We start from the raw sequence: 14,374 nt of genomic DNA on the forward strand, positions 1-14,374 counted from the left end.
GTCATTTTGCTTTCCCGCTTTCAAGCCGCCAAAAGCTTCAATCGTCGGCAAAATACGCTACACTGGCGGCCGATTAAAGGCGATATTCATTCAAATTACATTGTGGTGATAAGTATTATGGCGAACAAAGCTTCTGCGTTGCATATTCTGGTCGATGATGAAAAACAGGCAAATGATATTCTGGCGCAGTTGAACAATGGCGCTAATTTCCAGGAATTAGCCAAGAAATACTCTAATTGTCCGTCTAAACGTAACGGCGGCGATCTGGGCGAGTTTAACAAGGGCGATATGGTGCCAGCTTTTGATAAAGCGGTATTTAGCTGTGAATTGCTACAACCTTATGGCCCGGTAAAAACCCAGTTCGGTTATCACATCATTAAAGTGCTGTACCGTAGCTAATATTGCTGAGCTTGAATGTAAAAAAACCGGCACGCATGGCCGGTTTTTTATAGCGAACATCTCGAGCACTGACCCATCTCAAAATGGCCAGCAAGGTAGCTTGATTAGCCCGCAACCGCGATGCGCTTCATATCCTTCATATACCCACGCAGCTTATGCCCTACCGCCTCAATCGGATGGTTACGAATCGCTTCGTTAACATCACGCAACTGAGCGTTATCTACCGCAGTACCCGCTACGCTTTTGCCCAGATCCCCGGCTTGCAGAGAATCCATAAATTTGGCTTTCAGCAGCGGTACCGCTGCATTAGCGAACAGGTAGTTACCGTATTCTGCGGTATCAGAGATAACCACGTTCATTTCATACAAACGCTTACGAGCGATGGTATTGGCGATCAACGGCAGCTCATGCAGCGATTCGTAATAGGCTGATTCTTCGATAATACCTGAATCAACCATGGTTTCGAACGCCAATTCTACCCCGGCTTTTACCATGGCAATCATCAGCACGCCGTGGTCAAAATATTCCTGCTCGGAGATTTTACCTTCGAACTGCGGCGCGTTTTCAAAGGCCGTTTTACCGGTTTCTTCGCGCCACTTCAGCAGTTTCACGTCGTCTTCTGCCCAGTCGGCCATCATGCCGCTGGAGAATGCGCCGGAAATGATGTCATCCATATGTTTTTGGAACAGCGGCGCCATGATTTCTTTCAGTTGCTCTGACAGCGCGTAGGCACGCAGTTTCGCCGGGTTGGACAGACGATCCATCATCAGAGTGATACCGCCCTGTTTCAGCGCTTCGGTGATGGTTTCCCAGCCGAATTGAATCAGTTTTTCAGCGTAGGCTGCATCAGTACCTTCTGCCACCAGTTTGTCGAAGCACAGCAGGGAACCCGCTTGCAACATACCGCACAGAATGGTTTGCTCACCCATCAGGTCGGATTTCACTTCCGCAACAAATGATGATTCCAACACGCCAGCGCGGTGACCACCGGTTGCAGCAGCCCAGGCTTTCGCGATTGCCATGCCTTCGCCCTTAGGATCGTTTTCCGGGTGAACGGCGATAAGCGTTGGTACACCGAAACCGCGCTTGTATTCTTCACGTACTTCGGTGCCCGGACATTTCGGCGCAACCATCACTACGGTAATGTCTTTACGTACTTGCTCGCCAACTTCCACGATATTAAAACCGTGCGAGTACCCCAGCGCCGCCCCGTCTTTCATCAACGGCTGAACGGCCTGAACCACGGCGGAATGCTGTTTGTCTGGCGTCAGGTTGACCACTAAATCAGCCTGCGGAATCAGTTCTTCGTAAGTGCCAACTTTGAAGCCGTTTTCCGTCGCTTTGCGCCATGATGCCCGCTTCTCTGCGATGGCTTCTTTACGCAGCGCGTAGGCTACGTCCAGGCCAGAGTCGCGCATATTCAAACCCTGATTCAGCCCCTGAGCACCACAACCGATGATCACCACTTTTTTACCTTTCAGGTAGTTCGCTTCATCTGCAAACTCTTCACGTCCCATAAAGCGACATTTACCCAATTGCGCCAACTGCTGACGCAGGTTCAATGTGTTGAAATAATTAGCCATAGTGGTACTCCGTTCGATGTTGTGTTGCGTTATTTTCACATCCCCCAATCTGTGTGAGGGATTCTCTTGAATTCACTATATGTCAGGAAATCCGTTGCTGAAATTGATATATTTACAAGGTGTCGTTGCAGATTTTGCAATATAACAATTTCCTCGCCAACGAGAGCCAGCGCTATGGATTTACGTGACCTGAAGCTGTTTTTACATCTGGCTGAGAGCCGCCATTTTGGCCGCTCGGCCAAAGCAATGCATATCAGCCCATCTACCCTTTCCCGCCAGATTCAGCGGTTGGAAGAAACCATAGGGCAGCCGTTGTTTCTGCGGGATAACCGTACCGTGCAACTCACCGATGCCGGCACCCAGTTGAAAGCCTTTGCTCAACAAACCTTATTGCAATATCAGCAATTGCGTCATGCGCTGGGGCAGCACGGGCCGTCACTGAGCGGCGAGCTAAGACTGTTTTGCTCCGTTACCGCCGCCTACAGCCACTTGCCGCCGATTCTGGATCGTTTTCGCGCCGAACACCCACTGGTGGAAATCAAACTGACCACCGGCGACGCCGCCAACGCCGTAGACAAGGTGCAGTCTAACGAAGCCGATTTGGGGATTGCTGGTCGCCCTGAAACCCTGCCTGGCACGGTAGAATTCACCCAAATCGGCGAGATTCCATTAGTACTGATTGCGCCTGCGCTCCCCTGCGCCGTTCGTACTCAGGCTGCTGAAGCTCATCCTGATTGGAACAATATTCCGTTTATCCTGCCGGAACACGGCCCGTCGCGAAAACGCATCGATTTATGGTTCCGCCGCCATCGCATTACTAACCCACTGATTTACGCCACCGTTTCCGGTCATGAGGCGATTGTTTCGATGGTTGCGCTCGGTTGCGGTATTGCCCTGATTCCGGAAGTGGTGGTGGAAAACAGCCCAGAACCCGTGCGAAACCGTATTTCTTTACTCGATAATATTTCGCTGGTTGAACCCTTTGAGTTGGGAGTCTGCGTGCAGAAAAAACGTTTAAACGAACCCTTGATCGAGGCATTTTGGGGGCTGCTGCACAGCCCCGTTTGATGCAAATTAACCGGCGAGGAAGAATCTAAACGCCGGATTATCGGTTTCATCGTGGCAAATGTAGCCCAGCGCAGTCAGGTGCTGTTCAAATTCCGGCTCGATCTCGGATAGCTCGAAGCCCGCCAGCACCCGGCCAAAATCAGTGCCGTGGCTGCGATAATGGAACAACGAGATATTCCAGTGGGTACCGAGCGTATTGAGGAATTTCAACAGCGCGCCCTGTGATTCCGGGAATTCAAAACTGTACAAACGTTCGCGCAGCGGCTTAGGAGGACGACCGCCAACCATATAGCGCACATGCAGTTTGGCCATTTCATCGTCGGACAAATCCACTACCTGATAACCATCCGCCTGTAATTCAGCGATGATTTCAGCCCGTTCGGCGAATCCTCGGGTCAAACGCACCCCGACAAAAATGCAGGCGTTATCCGCGTCCGCGTAGCGATAGTTAAATTCGGTTACCGCCCGACCGCCCAGCAATTGGCAAAAGCGCAGGAAACTGCCTTTTTGCTCAAGGATCGTTACGGCTAACAGCGCTTCTCGCTGCTCACCTAGTTCACAACGCTCTGAAACATAACGTAAACCGTGGAAATTAACGTTAGCGCCAGAAAGTATATGAGCCAGACGTTCACCTTGAATATTATGCTGCTGAACATATTTTTTCAGCCCCGCCAACGCCAGCGCACCGGAAGGTTCCGCAATCGCACGAACGTCTTCAAAAATATCTTTGAGCGCCGCGCAGATGGCGTCGCTATCCACGGTGATAACGTCATCCAGATATTCCTGACACAGGCGGAAAGTCTCGTCACCAATGCGTTTCACTGCCACACCTTCGGCAAACAGCCCGACGCGAGCCAAATCAACCGGAGCTCCCGCCGCTAATGCCGCTTGCAAACAGGCAGAGTCTTCCGCTTCCACGCCGATCACTTTGATTTGCGGCATCAGTTGTTTAATTAATACCGCCACGCCAGCGGCCAGACCACCGCCGCCAACGGGAACAAAAACCCGATCCAAATGGGCGTCCTGTTGCAGTAGTTCCATCGCCAGCGTGCCTTGTCCAGCAATGACCGCCGGATGATCGAAAGGCGGTATAAAGGTGTAACCCTGCTGGCGGGAAATTTCGATGGCTTTAGCTTTGGCCTCATCAAAATTGGCACCAAACAACAGCACTTCGCCACCAAAGCTACGCACCGCATCCACTTTGATGTCTGCGGTGGCAACCGGCATCACAATCAGCGATTTAATGCCCAGTTTACTAGCAGAAAGCGCCACGCCCTGTGCGTGATTACCCGCAGAAGCGGTCACTACGCCGCAGGCTTTCTGTTCTTCATTCAGCCCCGCCAGCATGGCGTAAGCGCCACGCAGCTTAAAACTGTGTACCGGATGGCGATCTTCCCGCTTAACCAAAATGGTGTTACTCAAGCGAGATGAAATTTTCTCCATCACCTGTAATGGCGTGACCTGCGTAACTTCATATACCGGCGCGCGCAGCACCGCTCGCAGGTACTCTGCGCCACTGGGCGCATCGGGTAACGCTTGTGATTCCGCCATAGCCCTTAACCTCCCAGCTTACTTTTATCACGAACAGCGCCTTTATCTGCGCTGGTTGCCAGTGAGGCATAGGCACGCAAAGCGTAGGAAACCTGGCGTACGCGGTTTTTAGGTGTCCAGGCAGCGGAGCCGCGAGCTAATTCGGCTTCATGACGAGCCGCCAGTTCAGCGGCCGGTACATCTAATACCATGCTGCGCTGAGGAATATCGATATTGATCATATCGCCGTCCTGCACTAGGCCAATCAGGCCACCGCTGGCCGCTTCTGGCGAAACGTGGCCAATAGACAAACCGGAAGTCCCACCGGAGAAACGCCCGTCGGTAATCAAAGCGCAGCTTTTGCCTAAGCCCATAGATTTCAGATAGGTCGTTGGGTACAGCATTTCCTGCATGCCCGGCCCGCCTTTCGGCCCCTCGTACCGAATAATCACTACGTCCCCGGCAACCACTTTTCCACCCAGAATCGCCTCTACGGCAGCGTCCTGGCTTTCATAAACTTTGGCTGGGCCACGGAAAGTCAGGCTTTCTTTATCCACACCGGCAGTTTTTACGATACAGCCGTTTTCAGCCATATTGCCGTACAGCACGGCTAAGCCGCCGTCCTGACTGTAGGCATACTCGCGCGTACGAATGCAACCTTCCTGACGGTCGGTATCCAGCGACGGATAGCGGCAATCTTGCGAGAAAGCTTTGGTGGTACGAATACCCGCAGGCCCCGCGGAATACATGCTTTTGACTTTTTCATCGCTGGTCAGCATAACGTCATAGGCTTTCAGGGTTTCCGGCAGACTCAGCCCCAATACGTTTCGGACTTCGCGGTTCAGCAAGCCGGCTCGATCCAACTCCCCCAAGATCCCTACAACACCACCGGCACGGTGCACGTCTTCCATATGGTATTTCTGAGTACTCGGCGCCACTTTGCATAAATGCGGAACTTTACGCGACAGACGATCGATATCCGTCATGCTGAAATCCACTTCACCTTCCTCCGCCGCCGCCAGCAAGTGCAGAACGGTATTGGTAGAACCGCCCATGGCGATATCCAGCGTCATGGCGTTTTCAAACGCAGCCTTGTTGGCGATATTGCGTGGCAGCGCACTGACATCATCTTGCTCGTAATAGCGTTTAGTCAGCTCAACGATATGTTTGCCGGCATCGAGGAATAATTGTTTACGATCGGCGTGAGTCGCCAGCAATGAACCGTTACCTGGGAGCGCTAAACCTAAAGCCTCATTCAGGCAGTTCATCGAGTTGGCGGTAAACATACCGGAGCAGGAACCGCAGGTCGGGCAGGCGGAACGTTCAATTTGCGCGCTATCTTCGTCGCTGACGTTCGGGTTCGCGCCCTGAATCATCGCATCGACCAAATCCAGCTTGATAATTTTGTCTGACAGCTTGGTTTTACCCGCTTCCATTGGGCCACCGGAAACGAAAATAACCGGAATATTCAGACGCAGAGACGCCATCAGCATCCCTGGGGTGATTTTGTCGCAGTTGGAAATACACACCATGGCGTCGGCACAGTGCGCATTAACCATATATTCCACGGAATCCGCGATTAACTCTCGTGAAGGCAGAGAATAGAGCATGCCACCGTGTCCCATGGCGATACCGTCATCCACCGCAATGGTATTGAACTCTTTTGCCACGCCGCCTGACGCTTCGATTTGCTCGGCCACCAGCTTGCCTAAATCGCGCAAATGAACGTGTCCAGGTACGAATTGGGTAAAGGAGTTAACCACCGCAATAATTGGTTTGCCGAAGTCATCATCGGTCATACCCGTAGCGCGCCAAAGTGCTCGGGCACCAGCCATATTGCGGCCATGAGTGGTGGTATGGGAACGGTACTTAGGCATTATCTCTTCACTCCTGTGTCTTTTATAAAGCAGGTGGCGAACGAACCACCCGCGGGTTCTGTCTGTCACTTTTTAGTTATTATTGATTGATAGGATCCAGCCAGCCGTACTTGTCTTCAGTTTCGCCGGTGAACAGGCCAAAGAACGCCTGCTGGATTTTCTCGGTAATTGGGCCACGTTTACCTATACCGACCTGAATACCATCAACGCTGCGTACTGGGGTAATTTCGGCGGCGGTGCCGGACATAAACACTTCGTCAGCCAGATACAGAGATTCGCGAGACAGCACCTGCTCACGCACTTCCAGGCCCATATCTTTAGCCAGCTTGATAATGGCATCGCGGGTAATACCCGGCAGAGCGGATGAGGTAAATGGCGGAGTGAACAATACTCCGTCTTTCACTTCAAACAGGTTCTCGCCCGCACCTTCGGACAAGAAGCCGTGAACGTCCAGCGCAATCCCTTCCTGATAACCATGACGGCGCGCTTCGCTGCCCACCAGTAAGGAAGAAAGGTAGTTACCACCGGCTTTAGCGGCAGTTGGAATGGTATTCGGCGCAACGCGATTCCAAGATGAAACCATTGCGTCAATGCCCTGTGCCAGCGCTTCTTCTCCCAGATAAGCACCCCAAGGGAATGCGGCGATGATAACGTCGGTTTTGTAGCCTTCCGGCGGATTAACGCCCATTCCCACGTCACCGATAAACACCAGAGGACGGATGTAGGCGCTAGTCAGTTTATTTTTGCGCAGCGTCTCGCGACAGGCTTCCATCAACTCATCGACGGATTGTGAAACTGGCATCCGATAGATCTTGGCCGAATCATGCAAACGCTGCATATGTTCGCGATGGCGGAATACAACCGGGCCTTTATGCTTGGTTTCATAGCAACGGACACCTTCAAAGACTGATGTTCCGTAATGTAACGCATGAGACATTACGTGAACTTTGGCTTCTGCCCACGGAACCATTTCGCCGTTAAACCAAATGTAATCAGCTTTCTTAGTCATTCTGTACTTTCCTTCTAGCGCCTCAGGCGCGTATTTGTAATGTATTGGTCTGCTGGATTTCTACACTCGCAACATCCAACAACTTATTCAACTGAGAAGACAGTAAATCTACCGAACGTTGGCTAGCAACGGTCAGCTCGATATTAATATTTTCGTTATTAAGGATAGGCGACATATTCATAGCACAAACCTGAAAGCCGCGGTGGCGCACCACTCGCAATACGCGCTCTAACATTTCAGGGCGGAAGCGGGCTTGGATCGAGAGCTGATGTTGCATCATGAAATTTTCTCCAGCATGGTTTCGTTACCTGCGCCCGGCGGAACTAACGGCCAGACATTTTCGAGTTCGTCGATGGAAACCTGAAGCAGGTACGGGCCGGTACTGTTAAACAGAGCGTCCAATGCGGCATCGACTTGGTCTTTGCGGGTGATACGTTGGCCGGGAATATCAAAAGCGCTGGCCAAAGTGATGAAATCGGGGTTATCGGATAAGTTGGTCTCACTGTAGCGGGCATCAAAGAACAGCTGCTGCCACTGTCGAACCATGCCCAAACGCTGGTTATCCAACAAAACGATCTTCAGCGGCAGCTGTTTGCGCTTTATCGTTCCCAGCTCCTGAACATTCATCATAAAGGAGCCATCGCCGGACACGCAGATAACCATGTCGTCCCGACGAGCCATTTGCGCACCGACGGCCGCCGGAACACCAAAGCCCATCGTGCCCAACCCGCTAGAAGTGATGAAGTTTTCCGGACGGGTAAAACTCATATGCTGTGCAGTCCACATTTGATGCTGACCGACATCGGTAGTGATAACGGTTTCAGGCCCTTTACGATCGGAAATCTGTTTCAGTAACAGCGGCGCATAAATTGCTTGCCCCGGATGGTCATAACGCCAGCTATGCTGCTGCTTCAACGCAATAACTTCATCGCGCCACGGCTGGATGTCCAGAGGTTGCTGCAACGCGGGAAGCAAGGTTTTCAAATCACCCTGCAAAGCAACGTGAGCCTGCCGCAGTTTGTTCAACTCCGTCGGATCGATATCCATATGAATAACTTTGGCTTTCGGCGCGAACGCGTTCAACTTACCGGTCACTCGATCATCGAAACGTGCTCCGACGGCGATCAACAAATCGCACTCCTGCACCGCCAGATTGGCTGCCTTAGTGCCGTGCATACCCAGCATGCCTAAATAGCAAGGATGCTCAGCGTCAGGGGCACCCAAACCCTTCAAAGTCACTACGGCGGGAACCCCGGTTTCAGCGATAAACGCTCGCAAGGCAGGCACCGCCTGTGCCATACCTACGCCACCACCGACATAAACGATCGGTTGTTTGGCCGCACTTAACATGTCATAAGCCTGCTGGCGTTCGGCACTGGAATCCAGATAGTGTTCTTCCACCGACAGCAAATGCGGATGTAACTCTGCGACGGCTAACTGAATATCTTTCGGAATATCAATCAAAACCGGCCCAGGGCGACCGCTACTGGCGATGGCAAAGGCTTCAGCCATAATGCCCGGCAACGCGTCTAAAGACTCAACCAGAAAACTGTGTTTGGTACAGGCCAAAGACAGCCCCAGCACATCAATTTCCTGAAAAGCGTCGGTGCCGATTAAGGCAGAACCCACCTGACCGGTGATAGCGATAATCGGAACAGAATCCAATAACGCATCTGCCAGACCTGTGATCAAGTTAGTGGCTCCGGGGCCTGAAGTGGCGATGCACACCCCGACCTTTCCGGTTGCACGAGCATAACCGATGGCAGCCATTACTGCCCCTTGCTCATGGCGACACAGTAGATGTTCAACGCCACCGTCATACAAGGCATCGTAGACTGGCATAATTGCCCCACCCGGATAGCCGAATACCGTCTCTACCCCTTGCGCACGTAGCGCTTGAACCACCCACTGAGCACCATTCATAGTTATTTCCCCGAACTTTTGCGAGCGACACAGGATTTTATTCTGTTGTGCATTTTACGTTCACCGCGTCTTTTTACCGGCCAATAAAAAACCCCCGGACCTTTCGGTGCGGGGGTTCTCTTGTGATTAAGGCTTGATTTTTATGCCTTTCTTCGTCCAAGTGCAGCCCCGCACGGTGGGATAATAATCACCACCACGCTAATTAGGACTAGGTTAATCACTTGGACGAAAGCTTTCATAATCGGTTGTTCACATGTCTGTTGTCGAACGAATACCTACAGAGTTATCACAGTTATTATCGCTATGACAATATTTTTTTAAAAAGTCATTTTGTGACCCAAGACTACAATTGCAATAATTGTGTTAATTATCAAACGATAAAACCGATATTTCTTTCCCTGATTTTTATACAGAAAATTTACGCTTAACGTCCCCATGCTTAAAAAAATGTCAGAGATACTTTTGCACTGAGCCTGAAATTTCTTCATAACCGAGACGTTTTTACGATAGGCCACGCAAAATTCATGTCTTCCCTCGTAATCAAAACGATAGTTTTCGCGCCTTCTCGCAGGCTAAACACCACCCTAATGACAAAAAAACTCAATTCGGCAAGATACCAAACATCAGAAGGGGGAAAACTATGTCACTGGCCGTCATCCATACCCGCGCTTCCATTGGCGTACAAGCACCTCCAGTCACCGTTGAAGTGCACATTAGCAACGGGTTACCGGGGCTGACATTAGTCGGATTACCCGAAACAACGGTGAAAGAAGCGCGGGATAGGGTACGTAGCGCCTTATTAAACAGTGGATTTACCTTTCCGGCTAAACGGATTACCGTCAGTCTGGCGCCAGCAGACTTACCCAAAGAAGGTGGTCGCTACGATTTGCCAATAGCCTTAGCCATCCTCGCAGCCTCAGAGCAGATCCCCGTAGATAAGCTAGGTCAATATGAGTTTCTTGGTGAACTCGCCCTGTCAGGCGGTTTACGCAGCGTTAGCGGCGCTATTTCAGCCGCTCTGGCCAGTACAGGCGCCTCTCGTCTGTTAATACTGCCCTGCGCCAATGAAATGGAAGTTGGCTTAATCGTCAAAGGAAACAGTTTGGTTGCAGAGCATCTTCTGGCTGTTTGCGGTTTTCTGCGTGGAGAAGGCTCACTTTCCTCCCCAAAACAAGCAAGTGATTGGCAGGAATGGGATAACACACTCGACCTGCAGGATATTATCGGCCAGCAACAGGCTAAACGCGCACTGGAAGTCGCCGCTGCCGGAGGACATAACTTACTGTTACTTGGGCCACCTGGCACCGGGAAAACGATGTTAGCCAGCCGATTAAATGGTTTACTGCCACCCTTAAGCAATCAGGAAGCACTGGAAACTGCCACCGTAGCCAGCTTACTGCAAGGGCATCAGGCTCCCACGCATTGGTGCAAGCGCCCATTTAGATCACCACACCATAGTGCATCAATGGCAGCGTTAATTGGCGGCGGTTCCATACCTCGTCCCGGAGAGATCTCGCTGGCACACAACGGCGTGTTATTTTTGGATGAACTGCCTGAATTCGAGCGCAAGGTACTGGACTCATTACGGGAACCCTTAGAATCTGGCGAAGTGGTTATCTCGCGAGCAACGGCAAAAGTGTGTTTCCCGGCCAAAATACAGCTTATCGCCGCGATGAACCCCAGCCCCAGTGGACATTATCAGGGGCGACACAATCGCGCACAGCCACAGCAAATACTGCGTTACCTTGCCAAATTATCCGGCCCATTCCTCGATAGATTTGATTTATCCATTGAAGTGCCATTGCTACCGAAAGGTTTATTGAGGATGCAAAAAAATAGCGGGGAAGATAGCGCAACCGTCAGGCAGAGAGTATTACAGGCAAGAGAAAAACAATTGCATCGTTCAGGAAAGATAAATGCCCAACTCAACAGCAAAGAGGTTGCTCGATTTTGTGCGGTCACGCCGCAAGACGCACAATTTCTTGAACAAGTGCTGCTGAAGCTCGGTTTATCCGTACGAGCCTGGCATAGAATTTTGAAAGTCGCGCGCACGCTGGCCGATTTGGCACAACAGGATGACATTCAAAAGCCACACATTTCTGAAGCCTTGAGCTATCGTTGTATGGATCGTTTACTGTTACAGCTACACAAAGCGTTGACGTAAAAATGGGGCTTTCGCCCCATTTCTATTAGTCATCGCTATCGACATAGTCTTCCGTTGCATCTGCCTGCGGTTTACCGCCAGACAGCGTATGGAAGCGCTTTGGACGCCGGATTCGGGTGATGTATTTGGACCACACTTTTTCCGCATCGCTAACAGGCTCGCGCTCGCCACGACAAACGGCAACAAACAGTTGCTCTTCTTCGTTTGCTGGCTCACGTTTGCCTAAATCCAGCTCGTTGAAAGCATAGCCATGGCGCTCTAGCAATTGCGCCTCTTTAATGGTGAAATCACCGTGACGCGAGAACCCGCGAGGATAGTGTTTGTTATCAAAAAAACGATTGGTTGTGATGAAGCTATCCGCCATCTGACACGCTCCTAATTCTGTCATGGTCGTGCTGTTTATGGCGCGGAGTATTAGATAGGCTTGACATCGTGTAAAACAAAACATTTAAATCTTAACGACAAAAAAAATTGGAGATAGGTGTGGACACCGAATTACTGAAAACCTTTTTGGAGGTCAGTAGAACCCGCCACTTTGGCCGCGCAGCGGAATCTTTATACTTAACACAGTCAGCAGTGAGTTTTCGAATCCGTCAGTTGGAAAATCAATTAGGTGCAAGTTTATTCACTCGCCACCGGAATAATATTCGTCTGACGCCAGCCGGCGAACGTTTGGTGCCCTACGCAGAAACCTTGATGAATACCTGGCAGTTGGCCAAGAAGGAGGTCATACACTCTCTTCAGCATACTGAGCTATCGATTGGCGCAACGGCATCACTATGGGAAGCCTATCTCACTCCATGGTTACAGACACTCTATCTCCAACGAGAAGGGCTGCGACTCGAAGCTCGTATTGCGTTACGCCAGTCTTTAGTGAAGCAATTGCATGAACGGCAACTCGACCTTTTAATCACTACCGAGCCGCCCAAAATGGACGAATTAGCCAGCCAACTGTTAGGGAATTTTTCATTGCGGCTTTTTTCATCAGGTCAGCAAGATAAAACCGAAGAAATGCCGTATATAAAACTGGAGTGGGGGGCAGATTTTCATCAACAGGAAAATCGCCTGTTAGACCATGAGCAAATGCCAGTTCTGACAACGACTTCTGCCCATTTGACGCGACAACTCTTAGACACGACTGGCGGCTGTGCATTTTTACCTGAGCATTGGCAAAAAGATTACCCGCAGCTTGTTGCTAACCCGGAGATCCCCGCAATAGTGAGGCCTATGTACGCGGTGTGGCTACAAAATAGCGATCAGCAGATATTAATCCGCCAATTATTAAAAACTCCGATGAATAACGCCACTGAAGGGGCCACACGGAGTTAATCGAGAAACGCTTAGCCCATGATTGCGGAATCATATAAAAAGCTCTCATTGCCTTCTGGGCGGCAATAAAGCGCAATGACAGAACGGCAATGGTCATCTTCCCCACCATGAACCGACAGTACCGCGAAAGAGAACATAACCCAGGATTAAGTTCTAAATCAGCACGCTAAACAGCGTGCCAACACCCTAGTTAATTAGGTTGCCATCTATCACCATCGCTGCGAACACATTCTATTCTGCTTCGCTGAGAAACAACGCTTAGCCTATCGAGATGGCAGGAAGTGAAAGTAATTTCAGATAATCTAGCGAGCATTCTGGATAGCATATAGACCTCTGTACTGATGTATTTGTATCCGTACGAATCTCCCCATTCCAGAGCGACTATTTCCATCAATCGCGCAAACGTGGCGCCCAAAATACGGGGAAAAATACCAAAGCCGCGGCTAACAGCATAATCATTGCTAAGGGTGTAAAATAGTTTCTATAGTGAATACAGTGCAACCAAGCTATCCAATCATGGGAATAACGAACTGGGAACCAATGAACGACAGACCAATCTGATTGCACCTAAAGGCAATACTCAACTGACTTGTTGCTGATACCAAACTATCCATAACAGACTGTTTAATATTGTTTTGTGCATTACTATTCGCAATAGACCTGAACAGATATTTCCCGCATAAGTGATTGAATAATAAGAATATTGCCGTTTTAATCCGGCTTCCTCGCCTCGCCATATATCGACAATTGTAAGCGTAATGCCTCGTTTTCTATCATTATGTAAATACTTTCGTTTCCACAAACACCCTGTCTCTTTGAAACCGACGTTAAAAAAATCACGACTGAGAAACAACCTGACCTGCAGTGCATATAGTCGTTACCACACCAGCTGCAAACATTGGTGTCAATTTTCTTATCACAGGGTTCCTTCACGGCACTATCATCTCAAGGTGACAGGTAACATTTCTATATTATTCAAAAAATAAGCAGAGAATTCATAAACAATCTGAGTGGGTCAGAATTGATTCAATCTTTATTGAAGAGAGACAAATGCAGATTATTAATTAATTCTATATACAAGTTATTGTAGTGATAATAAGTAGAATTCCACTATAAATTAACAATGTGCTGTACGAAATTGGCCTTAAAAATGTAATTAATTAACACTGGCTCTTTGAATTTTAAGATTATTTAATATATTTAACGAGAAAATGAGGGCTACTTCGGCGGGATACGAATGAAAATCAGACAATAACAGGAGGTCAGGAGGTCAGGAGGTCAGGAGGTCAGGAGGTCAGGAGGTCAGGAGGTCAGGAGGTCAGGGTAATGGATAATAACTGCAAAAGTGTAGCTTTTATTTGTTTGATCCAAATAAAAAACCCCTCGCTTTCGCGAAGGGTTATTTATTTGGCAGGGGCGGAGAGACTCGAACTCCCAACACCCGGTTTTGGAGACCGGTGCTCTACCAATTGAACTACGCCCCTAAAAGAGG

The 14,374-nt window shown here is 49.9% G+C and carries 12 protein-coding genes and 1 tRNA gene; 4 read left to right on the forward strand and 9 right to left on the reverse strand.

The window, feature by feature from the left end:
• Positions 1-117 precede the first annotated feature (117 nt).
• Positions 118-399 (forward strand): peptidylprolyl isomerase PpiC, encoded by a 282-nt coding sequence (gene ppiC / locus ACQ4OC_RS13140; RefSeq protein WP_042526483.1) that lies wholly within the window; start codon positions 118-120, stop codon positions 397-399.
• 104 nt (positions 400-503) lie between these two features.
• Here the strand turns inward: ppiC and ilvC are convergent, their stop codons facing one another.
• Positions 504-1,982 carry a ketol-acid reductoisomerase gene (gene ilvC, locus ACQ4OC_RS13145; protein ID WP_064514474.1) on the reverse strand — a complete coding sequence of 493 codons (1,479 nt, stop codon included), beginning with the start codon at positions 1,980-1,982 and terminating at the stop codon, positions 504-506.
• 174 nt (positions 1,983-2,156) lie between these two features.
• Between ilvC and ilvY the strand changes: the two genes are divergently transcribed.
• The gene (ilvY, locus tag ACQ4OC_RS13150; RefSeq protein ID WP_064514476.1) at positions 2,157-3,050 is read left to right on the forward strand and encodes an HTH-type transcriptional activator IlvY; all 894 of its coding nucleotides are present in this window, start codon (positions 2,157-2,159) and stop codon (positions 3,048-3,050) included.
• Positions 3,051-3,056: 6 nt separating this feature from the next.
• Here the strand turns inward: ilvY and ilvA are convergent, their stop codons facing one another.
• The 6 genes from ilvA to ilvL form a co-directional block, all read right to left on the reverse strand.
• Positions 3,057-4,601: a threonine ammonia-lyase, biosynthetic gene (gene ilvA / locus ACQ4OC_RS13155; protein ID WP_064514477.1), complete on the reverse strand. Its 1,545-nt coding sequence runs from the start codon at positions 4,599-4,601 to the stop codon at positions 3,057-3,059.
• Between the two features lie 5 nt (positions 4,602-4,606).
• Positions 4,607-6,457, reverse strand: a complete 1,851-nt coding sequence (ilvD, locus tag ACQ4OC_RS13160) for a dihydroxy-acid dehydratase (protein WP_064514479.1) — start codon at positions 6,455-6,457, stop codon at positions 4,607-4,609.
• A gap of 79 nt (positions 6,458-6,536) precedes the next feature.
• Positions 6,537-7,466 (reverse strand): branched-chain amino acid transaminase, encoded by a 930-nt coding sequence (locus ACQ4OC_RS13165; RefSeq protein WP_064514481.1) that lies wholly within the window; start codon positions 7,464-7,466, stop codon positions 6,537-6,539.
• A 22-nt stretch (positions 7,467-7,488) separates the two neighbouring features.
• The gene (ilvM, locus tag ACQ4OC_RS13170; protein ID WP_064514483.1) at positions 7,489-7,746 is read right to left on the reverse strand and encodes an acetolactate synthase 2 small subunit; all 258 of its coding nucleotides are present in this window, start codon (positions 7,744-7,746) and stop codon (positions 7,489-7,491) included.
• On the reverse strand, positions 7,743-9,389 hold the full coding sequence (ilvG, locus tag ACQ4OC_RS13175; protein ID WP_064514485.1) for an acetolactate synthase 2 catalytic subunit: 1,647 nt from the start codon (positions 9,387-9,389) through the stop codon (positions 7,743-7,745). The genes ilvM and ilvG overlap by 4 nt, the downstream gene beginning before the upstream one ends.
• 140 nt (positions 9,390-9,529) lie before the next feature.
• Complete coding sequence (ilvL, locus tag ACQ4OC_RS13180; RefSeq protein WP_071889786.1) at positions 9,530-9,628, reverse strand: ilv operon leader peptide; 99 nt, start codon at positions 9,626-9,628, stop codon at positions 9,530-9,532.
• Positions 9,629-10,029: 401 nt separating this feature from the next.
• On the opposite strand from ilvL, the gene ACQ4OC_RS13185 reads away from it, so the two are divergent.
• Positions 10,030-11,553 carry a YifB family Mg chelatase-like AAA ATPase gene (locus ACQ4OC_RS13185; protein WP_064514489.1) on the forward strand — a complete coding sequence of 508 codons (1,524 nt, stop codon included), beginning with the start codon at positions 10,030-10,032 and terminating at the stop codon, positions 11,551-11,553.
• Between the two features lie 25 nt (positions 11,554-11,578).
• Here ACQ4OC_RS13185 and ACQ4OC_RS13190 read toward each other — a convergent pair whose 3' ends face one another.
• Positions 11,579-11,917, reverse strand: a complete 339-nt coding sequence (locus ACQ4OC_RS13190; RefSeq protein WP_064514491.1) for a DUF413 domain-containing protein — start codon at positions 11,915-11,917, stop codon at positions 11,579-11,581.
• A 119-nt stretch (positions 11,918-12,036) separates the two neighbouring features.
• On the opposite strand from ACQ4OC_RS13190, the gene hdfR reads away from it, so the two are divergent.
• On the forward strand, positions 12,037-12,882 hold the full coding sequence (gene hdfR / locus ACQ4OC_RS13195; protein ID WP_064514494.1) for an HTH-type transcriptional regulator HdfR: 846 nt from the start codon (positions 12,037-12,039) through the stop codon (positions 12,880-12,882).
• Between the two features lie 1,408 nt (positions 12,883-14,290).
• Here hdfR and ACQ4OC_RS13200 read toward each other — a convergent pair.
• Positions 14,291-14,366, reverse strand: a tRNA-Trp gene (locus ACQ4OC_RS13200).
• Positions 14,367-14,374 lie beyond the last annotated feature (8 nt).

This window comes from Yersinia sp. J1 (assembly GCF_050586585.1).
Taxonomy (GTDB): Bacteria; Pseudomonadota; Gammaproteobacteria; order Enterobacterales; family Enterobacteriaceae; genus Yersinia; species Yersinia entomophaga.

Coding starts and splice junctions, on each gene's coding strand:
- ACQ4OC_RS13185 (WP_064514489.1), top strand. CDS start 10,030: ATGTCACTGGCCGTCATCCATACCCGCGCTTCCATTGGCGTACAAGCA.
- ilvD (WP_064514479.1), bottom strand. CDS start 6,457: ATGCCTAAGTACCGTTCCCATACCACCACTCATGGCCGCAATATGGCT.
- ilvY (WP_064514476.1), top strand. CDS start 2,157: ATGGATTTACGTGACCTGAAGCTGTTTTTACATCTGGCTGAGAGCCGC.
- ppiC (WP_042526483.1), top strand. CDS start 118: ATGGCGAACAAAGCTTCTGCGTTGCATATTCTGGTCGATGATGAAAAA.
- ACQ4OC_RS13190 (WP_064514491.1), bottom strand. CDS start 11,917: ATGGCGGATAGCTTCATCACAACCAATCGTTTTTTTGATAACAAACAC.
- ilvL (WP_071889786.1), bottom strand. CDS start 9,628: ATGAAAGCTTTCGTCCAAGTGATTAACCTAGTCCTAATTAGCGTGGTG.
- ilvG (WP_064514485.1), bottom strand. CDS start 9,389: ATGAATGGTGCTCAGTGGGTGGTTCAAGCGCTACGTGCGCAAGGGGTA.
- ilvC (WP_064514474.1), bottom strand. CDS start 1,982: ATGGCTAATTATTTCAACACATTGAACCTGCGTCAGCAGTTGGCGCAA.
- ilvA (WP_064514477.1), bottom strand. CDS start 4,601: ATGGCGGAATCACAAGCGTTACCCGATGCGCCCAGTGGCGCAGAGTAC.
- ilvM (WP_064514483.1), bottom strand. CDS start 7,746: ATGATGCAACATCAGCTCTCGATCCAAGCCCGCTTCCGCCCTGAAATG.
- ACQ4OC_RS13165 (WP_064514481.1), bottom strand. CDS start 7,466: ATGACTAAGAAAGCTGATTACATTTGGTTTAACGGCGAAATGGTTCCG.